Origin of the sequence: Pseudoxanthomonas mexicana (assembly GCF_001556105.1) — a bacterium.
GTDB lineage: Bacteria > Pseudomonadota > Gammaproteobacteria > Xanthomonadales > Xanthomonadaceae > Pseudoxanthomonas_A > Pseudoxanthomonas_A mexicana_A.
The window spans coordinates 1-17,462 of record NZ_LSIF01000054.1 but is presented as its reverse complement, the minus strand read 5'-3'; the positions used below and the strand labels follow the sequence as shown (position 1 = coordinate 17,462).

Sequence of the window (17,462 nt, the reverse complement as noted above, 5' to 3'; positions counted from 1 at the left end):
TTTGCCAATCCAAATAGAGGTAATCCCGTGGAAATCACCGCTTCCCTGGTCAAGGAACTGCGCGAGCGCACTGGCGCCGGCATGATGGAGTGCAAGAAGGCGCTCACCGAAAACAACGCCGACATCGACGCCGCGGCCGAGTGGCTGCGCAAGTCGGGTCTGGCCAAGGCCGACAAGAAGGCTGACCGCGTCACCGCCGAAGGCCGCGTCTCCGTGGCCCAGGACGGCGGCAAGGCCGTGCTGGTCGAGATCAACTCCGAGACGGACTTCGTCGCCAAGGACGTCAACTTCATCGCCTTCACCGACGCCATCGCGCAGGCCGCGCTGACCTCCGGCGCCGCCGATGTCGAAGCCCTGAAGGGCGCCAAGCTGGCCTCCGGCGAGACCGTCGAGGAAGCCCGGGCCGCCGCCATCGCCAAGCTGGGCGAGAACATGCAGATCCGTCGCCTGGTCAGCATCGACAGCGCCAACAACGTCGCGGCCTATGTGCATGGCGGCAAGATCGGCGTGCTGGTCGAGGTCAAGGGCGGCGACGCCGAACTGGCCCGCGGCCTGGCGATGCACATCGCGGCGATGAACCCGCCGCACAACAAGGCCGCCGACGTGCCGGCCGAGTTCGTGGCGAAGGAAAAGGAAATCGAGCTGGCCAAGATGTCCGACAAGGACAAGGCCAAGCCCGCCGACATCCTGGAGAAGATCATCTCCGGCAAGATCAACAAGATCGTCAACGAAGTGACCCTGTACGGCCAGCCGTACGTGCTGGACAGCGACAAGTCGGTCGAGCAGGTGGTCAAGGCCGCCGGCGCCGACGTGATCGGCTTCCAGCGCCTGGTGGTCGGCGAAGGCATCGAGAAGGTGGTGGAAGATTACGCCGCCGAAGTGATGAAGCAGGCCGGCCTGGCGTAAGCCACGCCTCAGCGCTGCTGCAGGAAAGCCGCGGGCAACCGCGGCTTTTTTGTTGCCTGTCGCACTCTGCGAATGCGGCGCGACCTTTCGTCGCGCGCGGCTAAAGTTTGCCTAATCTGCGCCGAAACTGGTTACAAAGCTGACACTTCGTCACGCTTTGCTGGCATCCTGCCGGCCCACCCATTTCAGCGCCACCACCTCCGGATGCGTCCCGAACTCGAATCCCAGCTGTCGAACTGCCGCAACCTGCCCAGCCCGCCGGGCGTGGCATTGCGCATCATCGAGCTGGCCCAGGATCCCGAGGTCGTGATGGCGACGGCCGCCGACGCGATCGGACTGGATGCGGCGCTGAGCGCGCGCATGCTGCGCATCGCCAACTCCCCGCTCTACGCCAGCCGTCGCCGTGTCGAGAACCTGTCGCAGGCACTGACGGTGCTGGGACTCAACGCAACGCTGACGCTGGCACTGGGCTTCTCGCTGGCCCGTTGCGGCAGTGGCAACCATCCGGTCGCACAGGAGCGCGTCTGGCGCCGCAGCGTGATCGCCGCGCTGGCATGCCGCCTGCTGGGCCAGCATGCCGGCATGCGCAAGGCCGAAGAGCTGATGCTGGCCGGCCTGCTGCAGGACATCGGCATGCTCGCGCTGCTGGAAGTGCTGGGTGAGGACTATGCGCGGCTGGTCGAGCGTGCCGAAGACAATGCGGCCCTGCTGGCCGCCGAACGCGAGTGGCTGGATTGCGATCACGCCGCCGTCGGAGGCTGGCTGGCGCGGCAATGGAACTTGCCGGCACTGCTGCGGGAAGCGGTCATCGAGAGCGAATCCCCCGCATCGGACACCACGTTCAATGCCTGCGTCGCGGTGTCCGGCCATGTCGCCGACATCTGGCTCGCCGGTGCGGACGAAGCACATGCGGAAGAAGCGCATCGGTCCGCGGCGCTGCAGGCCGCGACGCGCCTGGGACTGGACTACGCGGCGTTCCTCGCGCTGACCGAGGACATGATCGCCGCCCTGCCCGAGGTCTGCGCGATGTTCGACGTCCCGCCCGCGCCACCGGCCCGTATCCAGGCAATCCTGGAGCAGGCGCGCGAGCTGCTGGTGGTGCGCAACCTGCGCGAGATCCAGGAGGCCGCGCGCGCGCGCAAGGAAGCCGACGAACACGAGGACCGGGCCCGCCGCCTGGCCGAGGAAGTCCGTCGCGACCCGCTGACCGGCGCGTACAACCGCAGCCAGCTGGAAGAGGTGCTCGAGAAGGAGTTCGATGCCGCCACGCGCCACGGCTGGCCGCTGTCGATCGCTTTCATCGACCTGGACGATTTCAAGCAGGTCAACGACCGCTGGGGCCACCTGGTCGGCGACGACGTGCTGCGCAACTTCGCCAAGGCGCTGATGCGGCACGTGCGCAGCAGCGACTTCGTTGCGCGTTACGGCGGTGAAGAATTCCTGGTCGTGCTGCCGGGCATCAACGAGGAAGCCGCCGCCCACGTGGTGCGACGCATCCTGTCGGAAGTCGCCGGCGTGGCCATGGCCCACGTCAATGGACAGCCGCTGCACATCACCTTCTCCGCGGGCCTCGCCACGCAGGGCGCGCTGGAACAGTTCCGCCACGTCGATGACCTGCTGCGTGCCGCGGACGAAGCGCTCTACGGGGCCAAGCGGCAAGGCCGCAACCGCGTCTCGGTGGGGACCATCAGCGCCTGAGCCACCGAGGCGATGCCGCGGCTACTGCCGCGGCCGCAGTGCCAGCTCCTCGTACGGCTGCACGACCACCCAGCCCTCGCCCGCGAAACGCAGCTGGACGCTCTCGCCCGAGCCACGCCCCAGCAGGGTGCCCAGCGAGATGTCGGTGATGATTTCCGGCGTCAAGCCACCCGACCAGGCCACGGTTGCATTCGGGTCGGTGAACACCGGACCGGTCTGCGCATTCACCGGCAACGTCAGCGGCTCGTAGTGCGAGGTGATGGCGACGATGCCGTGTCCGCTCAACCGCACGTTGAACAGCCCGCCCGAGAGCATGCCGGCGACCTTGCGCATCATCGTGATGCGGCTTTCGATGCCTGATTCGACCGCCAGCACGTCGTTGCCATTGACGAAGATGGATTCGCCGGCGAGACGCAGCAGGGTGATCCGCTTGCCTGCATCGGCCAGGTAGACACGCCCCTGCCCCTCGATCTTCATCAACTGCATGCCTTCGCCGCTCACCGCCTTCTTCAGCAGGTTGCCCAGGCCCTGTTCCAGCACGCCCTGGCGGGTGAACTTCACCGCCCCCTTGCGCGCCACCATCGCGCCGGCCTTGGCCCAGACCAGCCCGTCCAGCCGGACTTCCAGCAGGTGGGGGCTTTCCAGTTCAAACGCTTCGGCCGTGGCGTCCTTTTCCCGGGACGAGGCGAGGAATTCCTGCAGGGTGCGCACACTCATGTCTGTTCCTTGATGGCGGCCGAAAGGGAGCCTCATCATACCGGGCCCGACCCGAGGCCTCGCCCATGCCCCACATCGTGCCCGTTCCACATGCGCCCGACGACGCGACCCGCGCGCCGGTCGCCACCGACCGCCTGGTCGACGGCCAGCCATGGCAGGCCGTCGGCAATGCCTACTCCACCCACGATGACCGCTTCCACTGTGGCGTGTGGGAAGGCGATGTGGGCCGCTGGCGCGTGCACTACACCGAACACGAGTTCTGCCACCTGCTCAGCGGGCGCGTGCGCCTGCGCGGCGACGATGGCAGCGACGTGCTGCTGCAAGCAGGCCAGAGCTTCGTCGTGCCGGCCGGGTTCACCGGCACCTGGGAGGTGCAGGAAGCGGCGCGCAAGCTCTACGCGATCTACGAACCCGGCGACTGAAGGCCTGGCTCTCGGCTAGAATCGCCCTGTTTGCCCCACGCCGAGAACCCCATGCCCGCTCCCCTCGCCTATCGCCGCATCCTGCTCAAACTGTCCGGCGAGGCGCTGATGGGGTCCGAGGACTACGGCATCGATCCCGCCGTGATCACGCGCATTGCCCGCGAAATCATCGAAGCGCGCGACGCGGGGGCCGAAATAGGCCTGGTGATCGGCGGTGGCAACATCTTCCGCGGCGCGGGCCTGGCCGCGGGCGGCATGGACCGCGTCACCGGCGACCAGATGGGCATGTTGGCCACCGTCATCAACGCGTTGGCCATGCAGGACTCGCTCGAAAAGCTCGGCGCGAAGTGCCGCGTGATGAGCGCCATCAAGATCAACGACGTGTGCGAGGACTATATCCGCCGGCGCGCGATCCGCCACCTCGAGAAGGGCCGCATCGCGATCTTCGCGGCCGGCACCGGCAACCCGTTCTTCACCACCGACTCCGGCGCCGCGCTGCGCGCGATCGAGATCGGCGCGGACCTGCTGCTGAAGGCGACCAAGGTGGACGGCGTCTACGACAAGGATCCCAGCAAGCACGCCGATGCCGTCCGTTACGAACAGTTGACCTACGACGACGTCATTGCCCGCGACCTGCAGGTGATGGATACCGCGGCATTCGCGCTGTGTCGCGACAGCGACGTGCCGCTGCGCATCTACGATCTGTCGGTACCCGGCAACCTGATGCGCATCCTGCGTGGCGAGCACATCGGCACGCTGGTGAAAGGCCGCAACTGACCGCCGCCGTAATGGTGTCCGTCCCGGCTCCGTCCGCAGCCTGACGGCAGGAGACACAGGCACCGGCACGACTCCCGCGCACACGGGCGTGCATCGATGACACGCTCGCTCGCGTGGGTCACGCTGATCGACCCCCGCCCGCCGTCGAGGCGGGCAACGGCTTCCATACCACCTCGCTGGCGCTATTGGCGCGCGTTGCGCAACCTGGGCGGCCCGCGGGGACCGGCACAGGCCTGGTTGGGCGCCGCATCTGCGGGACGCCCGCCACGCGGCGGGCATACCTGCAGCGGCCGCGAGCCACCCTGCTGCTCCCCCGCTCGCCAACGCGATCCTGCCGGTGGTCTTCTCCGGCGCCGCTGGACGACCGTTCCGGCATCATCCACGCCTCCCTGCAGATCGAGCGGAGCCCGGATGCGACCACGATCTGCACGATGCCGCGCCGCATCATTCGCACCGAACCACGCGCCGGCGGTCGGCATCGGCACCGAATCGCCCTATAATCGGTCGTTTACGGCTTTGCAACGGAAAGGGCGATGCTCAACGACATCAAGAAAGACGCGCAAGCGCGCATGACCAAGAGCATCGAAGCGCTCCGCCACACGCTGGTGAAGGTCCGCACGGGCCGCGCCTCGACCGCCCTGGTGGAGCACCTGAAGGTCAACTACTACGGTTCCGACATGCCGCTCAGCCAGGTGGCCACCGTTTCCGTCGCCGACTCCCGCTCGCTGGTCATCACCCCCTGGGAAAAGCAGATGGTCGGGGCAGTCGAGAAGGCCATCCTCGCCTCCGACCTGGGGCTGACCCCGAACACGGCCGGCACCACCATCCGCCTGAACCTGCCTGCCCTCACCGAAGAGCGGCGCAAGGAATTGTCCAAGGTCGTCCACGGCGAAGGCGAAGACGCCAAGGTCGCGATCCGCAACATCCGCCGCGACGCCAACCAGCAGGTCAAGGACCTGCTGAAGGACAAGCAGATCACCGAAGACGAAGAGCGCCGGACCGAAGACGAGATCCAGAAACTCACCGACAAGTCCATCAAGGACGTCGACGATGTCGTCAAGGCCAAGGAACAGGAACTGATGGCAGTCTGAGGACTGCCATGTCCTCCGCCGTTCCCGTGTCCCTCCCCCGCCACCTGGCCGTCATCATGGACGGCAACGGGCGCTGGGCGGAACGTCGCCGCCGTCCGCGCGTGATCGGCCATCGCGCCGGCGCGCGCGCGGTCAACGTCTGCATCGATTTCTGTCTCGAACGCGGCATCGGCGCGCTGACGCTGTTCGCGTTCTCCAGCGAGAACTGGGGCCGGCCGGAGGAGGAAGTAGGCGCCTTGATGAAGCTGTTCCTCAACGCGCTGGACCGCGAAGTCGAGGAATTGCACCGCCGCCAGGTCCGGGTGCGCTTCATCGGTGATCGCCCGCGTTTTTCTCCCGACATCCGTGCACGCATGGACGGCGCGGAAGCGCTGACGCGCGACAACACGCGCCTGCATCTGGTCATCGCCGCCAGTTACGGCGGACGGCAGGACATCGCGCACGCCGCGCGCGCGCTCGCCACCGAAGTCGCGGCGGGCCGCCTGCAACCGGAACACATCGACGAAGCCGCGCTCGGTGCGCACGTCGCGCTGGCCGACCTGCCGCCGCCCGATCTGTTCATCCGCACCGGCGGCGACCACCGCATCAGCAACTTCCTGCTGTGGCAGCTGGCCTATACCGAGCTCTGGTTCACCGACGTGCTGTGGCCCGACCTGGATGCGACGCTGCTGCAGCGCGCGCTGGACGACTTCGCGCAGCGCGAGCGCCGCTTCGGCCTGACCAGTGCCCAGGTGACCGGCAGCGCGACCGAGAGCAGCCCCGCATGAGAGCGAGCACCGCATGAGCGCCACCCGCACCCGTGTCATCGCCGCATTGGTGATGGCGCCCTTCGCCATCGGGGCGATTCTCCTGCTGCGCACCGAATGGCTGGTCATGCTGGCCACGCTGGTGTTCCTGGTCGGTTTGTGGGAGTGGCTCAAGCTCGCCGAGATCGACGACACCCTGCAACGCACCGTGCTACTGACCGCCAACCTGCTGCTGATGGTGGCGCTGGTCTGGGCGTCGCGTGGCTCCGGCGATGCCACCGACCTGGTGCCGCTGCGGCTGATGGCGCTGGCCGGCGTCGTCTGGTGGCTGCTGGCGCTGCTGTGGTTGCGCTTCTTCAATTTCGCCTCCGACCACGAGACCTGGGCCCGCGTGTTCAAGCTGGCGGCGGGCACGCTGGCCGTGGTGCCGGCCTGGTGCGCGCTGGGCCTGATCCACTCGTCGCAGCCCAACGGCCATATCTGGCTGTTCGTCGCGCTGGCCATCGTGTGGGCGGCCGACAGCGGCGCCTATTTCGCGGGCCGCCATTTCGGCGGCCGCTGGTTCGCGGGCCGCAAGCTGGCGCCGCGGATCAGCCCGAACAAGACGCTGGAAGGCCTGCTCGGTGGCCTGGCCGCGGGCATGCTGGTGGCAGCCGCAGGTGCGCTGATCGCGGGTGCTGGCGTGGGCCAACTGGCCGGGGTACTGGTCGTGGCGGTGTTCACGGTGCTGTTCTCGGTGGTCGGCGACCTGTTCGAGAGCCTGCTCAAGCGGCATGTCGGCGCCAAGGATTCGGGCGACCTGATCCCCGGCCACGGCGGCGTGCTGGACCGCATCGACGGCGTGCTCGCAGCCTTGCCGATCTTCGTGCTGGGCAAGGAAATCTTCGGATTCTGAGCATGGCCGTGCACGCACCCCGCAATGTGGCGGTCCTGGGCGCGACGGGCTCGATCGGCGCGTCGTCGCTGGACGTCATCGCGCGCCATGCCGATCGGTATCGCGCCAGCGTGCTGGCGGCAGGCCACAACGTGGACGCCCTGGTCGCCCTTTGCCGCACACACCGCCCCGACCATGCGGTGATCGCCGATGAACGCCTCTACGAGCGGCTGCATGATGGCCTGTCCGATGCCGGTCTGGACACACGGCCGCACGCGGGCATGGCGGCGCTTGACGCGCTGGTCGCGGAACCGGCCTGCGACATCGTGGTGGCCGCCATCGTGGGCGCCGCCGGCCTGTCGTCGACACTGGCGGCCGCCCGCGCCGGCAAGCGCCTGCTGCTGGCAAACAAGGAGTCGCTGGTGCTCGCCGGCGAGCTGGTGACTGCCGCCGCGGAGGCATCCGGCGCCGAGATCATCCCGATCGACAGCGAGCACAACGCCATCTTCCAGTGCCTGCGTTCACGACAGGCTCAGACCGAGGTCAGCCGCATCGTGCTGACCGCATCGGGTGGCCCGTTCCGTGGCCGCCGCCGGTCCGAACTCGCGCACGTCACGCGCGACCAGGCCGTGGCCCACCCCAAATGGTCGATGGGGCCCAAGATCTCGGTCGATTCGGCCACGCTGATGAACAAGGGCCTGGAGCTGATCGAGGCCCATCACCTGTTCAACGTCGACCGTGATCGACTGGACGTGCTGGTGCATCCGCAGAGCCTGGTGCATTCACTGGTCGAGTTCATCGATGGCTCGACGCTCGCGCAGCTGGGCCTGCCTGACATGCGCACGTCGCTCGCCGTCGGACTGGGCTGGCCCGAGCGCATCGGCTCCGGGGTGGGCGGTCTTGACCTGTTGAAGCACCCACGACTGGATTTCGAGGCGCCGGACATGGAGGCCTTCCCCTGCCTTCGATTGGCGTGGGAGGCCATGGCGGCCGGCGGTACCGCGCCAGCCGTCCTGAACGCTGCGAACGAAGTCGCGGTTTCAGCCTTTCTTCAGGGCCAGATCGGTTTCCTATCCATCCCTGCGCTGGTCGAGGATGCCCTCGCTGCGATGCCTGCGGCGCCTGCCGATTCGCTGGATGCGTTGTTGGCGGCGGATGGGCAGGCCCGTCGATTGACCGAACGCAACCTCGCAGGGCATCTCTCACCATGAGCGCCGACATCCGATGAGTGAAGTGCTGGGCTCAATCTGGTGGATGATCGTGGCGCTGGGCGTACTGGTCACGTTCCACGAATTCGGCCACTACTGGGTGGCACGCCGCTGCGGCGTGAAAGTGCTGCGCTTTTCGGTGGGCTTCGGCAAGCCACTGTGGTCGCGCCGCAACCGCCATGGCACCGAGTTCGCGATCGCCGCCATCCCGCTGGGCGGTTACGTGAAGATGCTGGACGAGGCCGAGGGCGACGTTCCTGCCGCGCAGCTGGACCAGGCGTTCAACCGCAAATCCGTCTGGCAGCGCATCGCCGTGGTCGCGGCCGGCCCGCTGGCGAACATCCTGCTGTGCGTGATTCTGCTGTGGGCGATGTTCGTGATCGGCAAGCAGGACTACTCGGCCACGGTGGGCAGCGTATCGGGCCTCGCGGCCGACGCGGGCTTCCAGCGTGGCGACCGGATCATCCGGGTCGGTGATCGCACGATCGACACCTGGACCGATGCGTCCATCGTGCTGTCGAAGGCTGCCATCGATGGCGATGACCTTCCGGTGGAGGTCGAAACCACTGCCGGTACGACGGCGACCCGAACCCTGCCGCTGTCCCGCTTGCCGGCCGGGTTCGACCAGGAAAACGCCGTCGGCCTGAGCGGGCTGGTCTGGCAGCACTGGGTGACGCCGGCGGTCATCGGCAAGGTCACGCCCGGCTCGGTGGCCGACGGCGTCCTGGAGGCCGGCGACACGGTGACCGCCGTCGATGGCCAGATGGTGCATGGCTTTGATGACATCGCCCGCCAGGTCGATGCGCTCGGCAAGCGTGGCGGGAGCGCCATGGTCGAGGTGGATCGCAACGGCCAGCGGCTCGCGTTCGAACTGACGCCGCGCTGGACGAAGCATCCCGATGCCGGCAAACCGCACTACTGGGCGCTGGGCCTGGCACCGCCCAGCGAGGTCCGGATGCCGGCGTACGATACCCGGCTGCATTTCGGGCCGTTGGCCGCCGTCCCGGCCGCCCTGCGCGAGACGGGCAAGCTTACCGCCGACTCACTGGGCATGATCCGCCGCATGCTGACCGGCGAGGCATCGCTGAAGAACGTATCCGGCCCCATCACCATCGCCCAGGTCGCCAACGTGTCGGCCCAGCGCGGGGTGGACTGGTTCCTCTGGTTCCTGGCGGCCATGTCGCTCAGCCTGGCCATCATCAACCTGTTGCCGATCCCCGTCTTGGACGGCGGGCACCTGCTGTATTACCTTATTGAATTGGTCAAGGGCAGCCCCTTGAGCGAGCGCCACATGGTGGCCGGACAATACGTGGGCCTGGCGGCACTGGCGGGCCTGATGGGATTGGCGTTCTACAACGACATCCTTCGTCTCATGACGCGTCTGGTGACCTGATGCCCCTGAACTTCCACGGGCCGGCCCGCTCCAAGGTGGCCGCCCCCTGCCTGGCGACACCCAGGACCGCTTCCTTGCGATCCACTCCTGCACTGCAGGAACCACCCCAACCGGATGTGATGATGACGCGACTGCCTTCCCGCCGCCTGCTTGCCCTCGCCCTGGCTTCGGCCATCGCCTTGCCGGCACTGGCCCAGACGACGGAACCCGCTGCCGCGCCCGTGGCCGCCGCGCCATTGAGCAACGCCTCGTTCACCGCGACCGACATCCGCATCGATGGCCTGCAGCGCATTTCGACCGGCACCGCGCTGACCTATCTGCCGATCGAGCGCGGCGACCTGGTGACGCCAGCGAACGTGTCGGAATCGATCCGAGCCCTCTACAAGACCGGATTTTTCGAAGACGTGAAGCTCGACCGCCAGGGCGACATCCTGGTGGTGACCCTCACCGAGCGCCCGGCCATCAACAAGCTGACGCTGACCGGCAACAAGGACATCAAGACCGAAGACCTGATGTCCGGCCTGAAGGACATCGGCCTGGCCGAAGGCGAGACGTTCGATCGCCTCAGTCTTGATCGCGTGACCCAGGAACTGGTGCGCCAGTACAACAACCGCGGCAAGTACAACGTCGAGATCACGCCCACGGTCAGCCCGCTGGACCGCAACCGCGTGGACGTCACCATCGCGGTGAAGGAAGGCAAGGCTGCCAAGATCAAGCACGTCAACGTCGTCGGTGCGGAAAAGTTCGCCACCGAAGACCTGCTGGACAACTGGGAATCCAAGGAGTCCAGTTGGCTTTCGTGGTACCGGCGCGACGACCAGTACTCGAAGGAAAAGCTGTCGGGCGACATGGAGCGCCTGAACTCGTGGTACCTGGATCGCGGCTACGTTGACTTCAATATCGACTCCACGCAGGTGTCGATCAGCCCCGACAAGCGCGACATGTTCGTCACCGCCGGCATCACCGAGGGCGAGCAGTACAAGATCTCCGACGTGAAGGTCACCGGCGACACCGTGCTGCCCAAGGAAGAGATCGAGAAGCTGGTGATCGTGAAGCCGGAGCAGATATTCTCGCGCATCCTGCTGGAAATGACGGCCGACTCGATCACCTCCACGCTGGGCAACATCGGCCACGCGTTCGCGCAGGTCAACCCGATCCCGACCATCGACCGCGAGAATCGTACCGTCGCGGTCAACCTGCAGGTGGTACCGGGCCCGCGCGTCAACGTCCGGCGTATCGTGTTCAAGGGCAACACGCGCACCTCCGACGAAGTCATGCGTCGCGAAATGCGCCAGTTCGAAGGCAGCTGGTTCTCGCAGGTCGCGGTGGACCGCTCGCGCGTCCGCCTGCGCCGCCTTGGCTACTTCGAGACGGTGGACGTGGAAACCACGCCGGTACCGGGCACGAACGACCAGGTCGACATCGTCTTCAGCGTGAAGGAAACCACGTCGGGCAGTTTCGTGTTCGGCCTGGGCTACTCGCAACTGTCCGGCCTGACCACCTCGATCCAGCTCTCGCAGAACAACTTCCTGGGCGGCGGCAACCGCGTATCGGTCGAAACCCAGCGCAGCAACTACCTGCAGCGCTATTCGTTCTCGTACACCAATCCGTTCTTCACCGACGAAGGGATGTCACTGGGTTACAACCTGTGGTGGCGCGAGTTCGACTACTCGAGCTTCAACACCGCCCAGTACTCCACCACCAGCGCGGCCGCACAGGGCGTGCTGGGCCTGCCGATCACCGAGAACGACTCGGTGTCGCTGCTGTTCGGCATCGACAGCAACGAAATCCTGACCTTCGGCGGCTCCACCCCGCGCTCGATCACCAACTACATCGATGCGGTCGGCCAACGCACGTTCCATGCGTGGCGCACCGAACTGGGCTGGGCGCGCGACACCCGCAATGACTACTTCATGCCCACCGGCGGCACCTACCAGCGCGTGTCGGCCGAGGTTACGCTGCCGGGCTCGACCGCGCAGTACTACAAGCTCAACTACGAGTTCTCGAAGTACTGGTCGCTCGGCCCTTCATTCGTGCTGAATACCCGGGCCGTACTTGGCTACGGCGACAGCTACGGCAGCGACATGTACCGCTACATCTGCCGCGTGAACGGATCTGATCCGCAGATCCCGGGCCAGGGCACCACCACGGCGCCGGCCGCCGACGGCACCTGCGGCGATGGCGGCACGCTGGACAAGACACTGGTCGCCACCGGCCTGCCATTCTTCGAGAACTTCTACGCTGGCGGCACGCGCTCGGTACGCGGCTTCCGCGACAACACGCTGGGCCCGCGCTCGGAAGTCATTTCAGGCTACCGGGGCCAGCCGCTGGGTGGTTCGTTCAAGACCACCGGCTCGGTGGAACTGATCTTCCCGAAGCTGTTCGACTCCAACGCCGCGCGTGTTTCCGCCTTCTTCGACTTCGGCAACGTGTTCAACGGCGTGGACAACTTCGATGCGGGTGAACTACGTGCGTCCACTGGCGTGGCCCTGCTCTGGCGTGCGCCGGTCGGCCCGATTTCGATCAGCTATTCCTTCCCCATCAAGAACGAGGAAGGCGACCAGCTGGAACGCCTGCAGTTCACCTTCGGCGGCGCGTTCTGACCGAAGCCGAGCACGACCAGGATGACGGGAAGGGGGGCGAAAGCTCCCCTTCTGCCGTCCACCATACGCTACCGTGAAAGCGGTTCTCGGGCGGCAGGGGCTAAACTACGCGCCCTATGACCTTTCCCTCTTTCACTTCCGGTGACCTGGCCGCACGATTCGGCCTGGAGCTGCGTGGCGATGCGGACCTCCGCATCGATGGCGTGGCGACCTTGGCGCGTGCAGAACCGGGGCAGCTCGCCTTCCTGGCCAATAGCCGCTACCGCGCCCAGTTGGCGGACAGTCGCGCCAGCCTGGTGGTATTGCGCGCCGATGACGCCGGCGAGGCCGCCGGCACCGTACTGGTCGCGAAGGATCCGTACACGGCCTTCGCGAAAATGGCCGCACTGTTCGAACGCAAATCCGCCCGTGAGCCCGGCGTCCATCCGAGCGCCGTCATCGACCCGACCGCACGCATCGCGTCCAGCGCCTACGTCGGGCCGTTCGTCATGGTGGGCGCACACAGCATCGTCGGCGAAGGCAGTGTCATCGGCCCTGGCTGCGTGATCGGCGACGACTGCGTGGTCGGCGATGGCTGCGACCTGATCGCCCGCGTCACCCTGGTCACGCGCGTGCGGCTGGGCCAGCGCGTGCTGGTCCATCCCGGCGCCGTGATCGGCGCCGACGGTTTCGGCCTGGCGATGGACAGCGGGCACTGGATCAAGGTGCCGCAGCTCGGTGGCGTGGTGGTCGGCGACGACTGCGAGATCGGCGCCAATACGACCATCGACCGCGGCGCGCTCGATGACACCGTGCTGGAAGAAGACGTCCGCCTCGACAACCAGATCCAGATCGGCCACAACGTCCGCATCGGGGCGCACACCGCGATGGCCGGCTGCAGTGCCGCCGCCGGCAGCGCCCGCATCGGCCGCTACTGCCTGATCGGCGGCGGCGCCGGCGTGCTGGGGCACCTGGAGATCTGCGACCGCGTGGTGGTCACCGCCATGTCGCTGGTGACCAGTTCCATCACCGAGCCGGGCGAATACTCCAGCGGCACGCCGCTCACCGACAACCGTACCTGGCGCAAGAACGCCGCCCGCTTCAAGCAACTGGACGCCCTCGCACGACGGGTGCTGGCAGCCGACAAGGAATCCTGATGACCCTAGACCTGCAACTACCGATCGACGCCGCCACCATCCGCAAGCTGCTGCCGCACCGTTATCCGTTCCTGCTGGTGGACCGCGTGGTGGAGTTCGAGAAGGACAAGCGTGTGCTGGCCTACAAGAACATCACCCAGAACGAGCCCTTCTTCACCGGCCATTTCCCGGACCGCCCGATCATGCCGGGCGTGCTGATCATCGAGGCGCTGGCGCAGGCCGGCGGCCTGTTGACGCAGTTGTCGCACCAGGGCGATACCGCGGGCCGCATGTTCTACATGGTGAAGGTCGAGAACGCGCGTTTCACCCGCATGGTGGTGCCCGGCGATCGTCTGGACCTCGACGTCACCCTGAAACGGTTGATCCGCAACATGGCCTTCTACACCGGCGTGGCCTCGGTCAACGGCGAACAGGTCGCCTGCGCCGACGTGCTGTGCGCCGAGGACACCCGCTGAGATGAGCGCCCCCACCGCCATCCATCCCAGCGCGGTCGTCGATCCCGGCGCGACGCTGGGCGAAGGCGTGCGCATCGGTCCGTTCGCCTATGTGGGCCCCGAGGTCGAGATCGGCGACGGTACCGTCATCGGACCGCACTGTACGGTGACCGGCCCCACCCGCATCGGCCGCGACAATGTCTTCGTCGGCCACACCGCCATCGGCGGCGACCCGCAGGACAAGAAGTTCAAAGGCGAACGCGTCGAACTGGTGATCGGCGACCGCAACCAGGTGCGCGAGTTCGTCACCGTGAACCGTGGCACCGTCACCGGCGGCGGCATCACCCGCGTCGGCAACGACAATATGCTGCTGGCGTATACGCACGTGGCGCACGATTGCATCGTCGGCAACCACTGCGTGTTCTCCAACAATTCCACGCTGGCCGGCCACGTGACCGTCGAGGACTGGGTGATCATGAGCGGCTTCGCCGGCGTGCACCAGTTCTGCCGTGTGGGCGCGCATGCCTTCATCGGCATGGGCGTGCTGCTGAGCGGCGACGTGCCGCCATTCACCATGGTCGCCGGCGATGCCGCCGGCCGGCCACGTGGCATCAACAGCGAAGGGCTCAAGCGACGCGGCTTCGATGCCGACCGCATTGCCGCGATCAAGCGCGCCTACCGCACGCTGTACGTGGCCGGTCTGCCGCTGGCGGAAGCCAAGCAGCAACTGGCCGAGCAGGCCAGCGCCAGCGATGACGTGAAGGCGCTGCTGCACTTCATCGAAAGCGGCGACCGGCCGCTGCAGCGCTGATGGACGCCGTGCGGGAGCCGGGCAACGCGACTCCTGCGCCGGTGCCACTGCGTATCGCGCTGTGTGCAGGCGAAGCTTCCGGTGATGGCCTGGGTGCAGGCCTGATCGCTGCGTTGCGACACCGTTACCCCAATGCCGAATTCGCCGGCATCGGTGGCGATGCGATGCGCGCCGCCGGCTGCAAGACCTGGTTCGATGCGAACGAACTCGCCGTCATGGGTCTGGCCGAAGTGCTGCGCCACCTGCCGCGCCTGCTGCGCCTACGCAAGGCGTTCCGCCAGCGCGTGCTGGACTGGAAACCCGATGTCTACGTCGGCATCGACGCGCCCGACTTCAACCTCGGCATCGAACGCTGGCTGAAGGAACGCGGCGTCCGCACGGTGCATTACGTCAGCCCGTCGGTCTGGGCCTGGCGCGAGAAGCGCGCAGAGAAAATCGGCCGCAGTGCGGACCGCGTGCTCTGCCTGTTTCCGATGGAGCCGCCGATCTACGCCAAGCACGGCGTGGATGCGCGTTTCGTGGGCCATCCGATGGCGGACGACATCCCGCTGCAGCCGGACCGCGCCGCGGCACGCGCCGCGCTCGGCCTCCCGGCGGATGCGCCGGTGCTGGCCGTGCTGCCCGGCAGTCGGCTTGGCGAGATCGGACGACTCGCACCGGCCTTCTTCGATGCCGCGCGCCTGGTGGCTGCGCAGGTCCCGGGATTGCAGATCGTCGTGCCCGCCGCCAACGCGGCCTGCCGGCAGGCGCTGGAATCGCAGTTCGCCGTGCATGGCGCCGATGCCGCGTGGCATCTGCTGGACGGGCGCGCACGCGAGGCGATGATCGCCAGCGATGTTGTCCTGCTCGCCTCCGGCACGGCGACGCTGGAGGCGATGCTGTGCAAGCGGCCGATGGTGGTCGGCTACCGCATCGCGCCGCTCACCTACCGCATCGTCAAGGGATTGGGCCTGCTGAAGGTGGAACGCTACGCATTGCCCAACGTGCTGGCGGGCGAGGACATCGCACCGGAACTGATGCAGGACGATTGCACGCCTGAAAAGCTGTCAGCGGCCGTCCTGGGCTGGTTCCATGAACCGGAGGCCGTCGCCGCGTTGCAGCCCACGTACCAGCGCCTGCATCAACAACTGCGGCAGGATGCTTCGGCGAGCGCCGCCGAGGCGGTGAAGGCGTTGATCGGTCCCTCATTAGGAGCGACGTAAGCCGCGACCGCACGCCATGACTGCCGCGACGTCATCATCGACCGCCAGACAACGCCCTTCTGCATCCGCTCGTGCTACGAGAGGAGTTTCCGTGGCGGTCGTTTCCGCGGTCGCGACTTACGTCGCTCCCACAAGGAGCATCGTGCGTTGAGCATGGCATCGCTGTTTCCACCGGCGATCATCCGTCTCATCGCCGGCGTCGACGAAGCGGGACGCGGCCCATTGGCCGGCCCGGTATCGGTAGCGGCGGTGATCCTGGACGAGGCACGCCCCATTCCAGGCCTCAACGATTCCAAGCAGCTCAGTGAAGCGAAACGCGAGGCACTGTTCCCGCTGATCCAGGAACGCGCCTTGGCCTGGCACGTCACCTTCGTCGAACCCGACGAGATCGATCGCCTCAACATCCTGCAGGCGACGATGGAAGGCATGCGCCGCGCCGTCATGGCGCTGCAGCCGTTTCCCGAACTTGTCCGCATCGACGGCAATCGCGCCCCGAAGGGGCTGGACTGCATGACCGAGACGCTGGTGGGTGGCGACGCCATCGAACCGGCGATCATGGCCGCCTCGATCCTCGCCAAAGTGTCGCGGGATCGCCTGATGGTGCAGTTGCACGCGACGTTCCCGCAGTATGGCTTCGACGTGCACAAGGGCTATCCCACGCCCGCGCACCTGTCCGCACTGGCACTGCACGGCCCCTGCGCGCAGCACCGGCGCAGCTTTGCGCCTGTGCGCAAGGCGCTCGACAGGCGCTGACAACACGCACGATCGCCCGCGTGACGATCGGCACGGTGCCCATGGTCACGATGGCTTCCAGCAGGCGCGCACATCGCATCGCGGCGGCACCATGGTCCTGCATCCGGCGCCATCCCCACGCCGGAGCCCTCTCCCCCACGAGGTGCGCCATGACCCTGCTGAACGTTGTCGCTTCTTCATCTTCCTCCCCACCTCACCCCGTCGACGACGCACGCGTGCAGTTGCTGCGCAGCCTGCTGGCCGACCGCGACTGGTCGCAGGATTCCATCCTTCGCACGCGCCTACTGCAGGCGCTGGCCTCCTTGCGCGACCCGGCCGGCGCGTCGCTGGATGAAGCCACCTGGCTGATGGTCGCCGACGAAACCACGCGCTACCTGGATTTCCGTCGCCTGCGCACCCTCGAAGCGAAGTTGCGCGGCTGCCCACAGGAAGCGCTGCGTTACACCCGGGCCGACTGGGAAGCCGCGCGACATGCCGAAGCGGCGCTGGAATCCCACCTGCGGCACGTGCGCTTCAGCAGCTATGCGCCGGAACCGGTGCCGATGTTCCGTATCCACTGATACGTCTCCATTGAATCCGGGCGCGACTCCGCAGAGAGCCGCACCCACCCCACCCCGAGCCCTCGGGTTTTCCCCTGTGCCGCCTTCCCCAGGCGGCCTTTTTTTGCCCTGCATGGCCGGTTCCGCCATGC

Annotated in this window: 17 protein-coding genes; 16 read left to right on the top strand and 1 reads right to left on the bottom strand. The window is 67.0% G+C overall.

The window, feature by feature from the left end:
- Positions 1-27: 27 nt before the first annotated feature.
- Together tsf and AX730_RS08680 are read left to right on the top strand one after the other, a co-directional pair.
- Positions 28-906: a translation elongation factor Ts gene (gene tsf, locus AX730_RS08685; RefSeq protein WP_062354890.1), complete on the top strand. Its 879-nt coding sequence runs from the start codon at positions 28-30 to the stop codon at positions 904-906.
- Positions 907-1,110: 204 nt separating this feature from the next.
- On the top strand, positions 1,111-2,604 hold the full coding sequence (locus AX730_RS08680; RefSeq protein ID WP_062354887.1) for a GGDEF domain-containing protein: 1,494 nt from the start codon (positions 1,111-1,113) through the stop codon (positions 2,602-2,604).
- Positions 2,605-2,625: 21 nt separating this feature from the next.
- Here AX730_RS08680 and AX730_RS08675 read toward each other — a convergent pair whose 3' ends face one another.
- Positions 2,626-3,321 carry an AIM24 family protein gene (locus AX730_RS08675; RefSeq protein WP_062354884.1) on the bottom strand — a complete coding sequence of 232 codons (696 nt, stop codon included), beginning with the start codon at positions 3,319-3,321 and terminating at the stop codon, positions 2,626-2,628.
- Between the two features lie 65 nt (positions 3,322-3,386).
- Here AX730_RS08675 and AX730_RS08670 point away from each other — a divergent pair, with 65 nt between their 5' ends.
- The 14 genes from AX730_RS08670 (at position 3,387) to AX730_RS08605 (ending at position 17,331) form a co-directional block, all read left to right on the top strand.
- Positions 3,387-3,743 carry a cupin domain-containing protein gene (locus AX730_RS08670; RefSeq protein ID WP_062354883.1) on the top strand — a complete coding sequence of 119 codons (357 nt, stop codon included), beginning with the start codon at positions 3,387-3,389 and terminating at the stop codon, positions 3,741-3,743.
- Between the two features lie 51 nt (positions 3,744-3,794).
- The gene (pyrH, locus tag AX730_RS08665) at positions 3,795-4,520 is read left to right on the top strand and encodes a UMP kinase (protein ID WP_062354880.1); all 726 of its coding nucleotides are present in this window, start codon (positions 3,795-3,797) and stop codon (positions 4,518-4,520) included.
- A 533-nt stretch (positions 4,521-5,053) separates the two neighbouring features.
- The gene (gene frr / locus AX730_RS08660; RefSeq protein ID WP_062354878.1) at positions 5,054-5,611 is read left to right on the top strand and encodes a ribosome recycling factor; all 558 of its coding nucleotides are present in this window, start codon (positions 5,054-5,056) and stop codon (positions 5,609-5,611) included.
- A gap of 8 nt (positions 5,612-5,619) precedes the next feature.
- Positions 5,620-6,378, top strand: coding sequence for a polyprenyl diphosphate synthase (gene uppS / locus AX730_RS08655; protein WP_062354874.1), 759 nt, complete (start codon positions 5,620-5,622; stop codon positions 6,376-6,378).
- A 13-nt stretch (positions 6,379-6,391) separates the two neighbouring features.
- A complete protein-coding gene (locus tag AX730_RS08650) occupies positions 6,392-7,252 on the top strand; it encodes a phosphatidate cytidylyltransferase (protein WP_062354871.1) in 861 nt (286 codons plus the stop codon).
- Positions 7,253-7,254: 2 nt separating this feature from the next.
- Positions 7,255-8,442, top strand: a complete 1,188-nt coding sequence (locus AX730_RS08645) for a 1-deoxy-D-xylulose-5-phosphate reductoisomerase (protein WP_062354867.1) — start codon at positions 7,255-7,257, stop codon at positions 8,440-8,442.
- Between the two features lie 13 nt (positions 8,443-8,455).
- Positions 8,456-9,832 (top strand): RIP metalloprotease RseP, encoded by a 1,377-nt coding sequence (gene rseP, locus AX730_RS08640; RefSeq protein WP_062354864.1) that lies wholly within the window; start codon positions 8,456-8,458, stop codon positions 9,830-9,832.
- A gap of 122 nt (positions 9,833-9,954) precedes the next feature.
- A complete protein-coding gene (gene bamA / locus AX730_RS08635) occupies positions 9,955-12,435 on the top strand; it encodes an outer membrane protein assembly factor BamA (RefSeq protein WP_062355084.1) in 2,481 nt (826 codons plus the stop codon).
- Between the two features lie 116 nt (positions 12,436-12,551).
- Positions 12,552-13,571, top strand: coding sequence for a UDP-3-O-(3-hydroxymyristoyl)glucosamine N-acyltransferase (gene lpxD, locus AX730_RS08630; RefSeq protein ID WP_062354861.1), 1,020 nt, complete (start codon positions 12,552-12,554; stop codon positions 13,569-13,571).
- Positions 13,571-14,026, top strand: coding sequence for a 3-hydroxyacyl-ACP dehydratase FabZ (fabZ, locus tag AX730_RS08625; protein WP_062354858.1), 456 nt, complete (start codon positions 13,571-13,573; stop codon positions 14,024-14,026). Before lpxD ends, fabZ begins: the two co-directional genes overlap by 1 nt.
- Before the next feature lies 1 nt (position 14,027).
- Positions 14,028-14,816 carry an acyl-ACP--UDP-N-acetylglucosamine O-acyltransferase gene (gene lpxA / locus AX730_RS08620; protein ID WP_062354855.1) on the top strand — a complete coding sequence of 263 codons (789 nt, stop codon included), beginning with the start codon at positions 14,028-14,030 and terminating at the stop codon, positions 14,814-14,816.
- Positions 14,816-16,018, top strand: coding sequence for a lipid-A-disaccharide synthase (gene lpxB / locus AX730_RS08615; RefSeq protein WP_062354853.1), 1,203 nt, complete (start codon positions 14,816-14,818; stop codon positions 16,016-16,018). The genes lpxA and lpxB overlap by 1 nt, the downstream gene beginning before the upstream one ends.
- A gap of 153 nt (positions 16,019-16,171) precedes the next feature.
- On the top strand, positions 16,172-16,771 hold the full coding sequence (gene rnhB, locus AX730_RS08610; protein ID WP_062354850.1) for a ribonuclease HII: 600 nt from the start codon (positions 16,172-16,174) through the stop codon (positions 16,769-16,771).
- Positions 16,772-16,920: 149 nt separating this feature from the next.
- Complete coding sequence (locus AX730_RS08605; protein WP_157074170.1) at positions 16,921-17,331, top strand: hypothetical protein; 411 nt, start codon at positions 16,921-16,923, stop codon at positions 17,329-17,331.
- Positions 17,332-17,462: the final 131 nt, after the last annotated feature.